At 22.2% G+C, this 1,098-nt stretch carries 1 protein-coding gene; it reads right to left on the reverse strand.

Going from position 1 to position 1,098, the window contains the following annotated elements:
• Positions 1-95: 95 nt before the first annotated feature.
• Positions 96-962 (reverse strand): kinase, encoded by an 867-nt coding sequence (locus G3997_RS05670; protein WP_296644213.1) that lies wholly within the window; start codon positions 960-962, stop codon positions 96-98.
• Positions 963-1,098: the final 136 nt, after the last annotated feature.

The following is a 1,098-nucleotide window of genomic DNA, read 5'->3' on the forward strand; positions in this document are numbered from 1 at the left end:
AATTATATACTCTAATATACATTACTATAGTATATAAAATAAAAGACAGTAGGTAACTTTTTATTTAAAATCACCTACTGTTTATAATATTTATATTATGCATTTTCAAACATTTGTATAGCATCTATTCTAGTTAAATAAATATCTTCATTTGAAGAACCTATATATCTAGCATATTTTACTATCTTTTCTTTTATAAAATCTATATCTCTATCATTTTCTAAACAATCATTTATATATTTATCCATTAGCTTACTTTTAAATGGTCTTATATCATAACCTAAATAAGTTGCTAACTTTTCTATTTCTTTATTAAAGTCTCCATCTTCATTTACTAAATATTCATAGATATCCATTCTATATGGATTTAAAGTTATTATTTGCTTTACTACCATAGTTCCATCTACTCTACTTATAAAACCATCTTTGTAGTTATTAAATAGTGCATTTGATTTTTTTATATTTTCTTCATCTATTTTTGAACCTACTATATCTATACCATTTTGTATAAGTGCATCTATTACTGCATTATGTATATTAAAGCAATCGTTGTATATATATTGTGATAAAGTTTCTATTAATGGCTTAAGAGATGCTTTTGTCATGTAATTATTTTTCTTGCTTTTTGTTTTGGTTTGTTTCATAAGATTGTTAAACATTCGTTGATAATTTAAATATTTTCCACAATAAGTTTCTTTAAATGTATTTATATCTATAGTTATAAGATTATAACCTACTATAGTTTCAACACCTTTTTTTATAGAATTTTCTATATAATTCATGCTTATTTCTAAGGAATTTTCTGACAAATCTTTTAATGTTAATATATTATCCAAACAGTAATTCTTAAAATCTTCACTATAGTTTTCTGCTTGACTTTTAAATGATTTTCTTATGCTATTGTAGTTATCCATCTTTTCATCAAACTCTACTATAGCACCATTTATATCAAATGTAACCATATTTTGTCCCCCTAGTTCTTCCTTATTTTTTTCTATATATTTATTAATTTGATAATAATTCCTATATTCCTTCTAAATTATGTTTAAAATTGTAAAAAATATTTGCAAAATAAAGAAGGTAGTAAATAATCTAYCT

This window comes from Romboutsia sp. 13368, assembly GCF_018336475.1.
Lineage (GTDB): Bacteria > Bacillota > Clostridia > Peptostreptococcales > Peptostreptococcaceae > Romboutsia.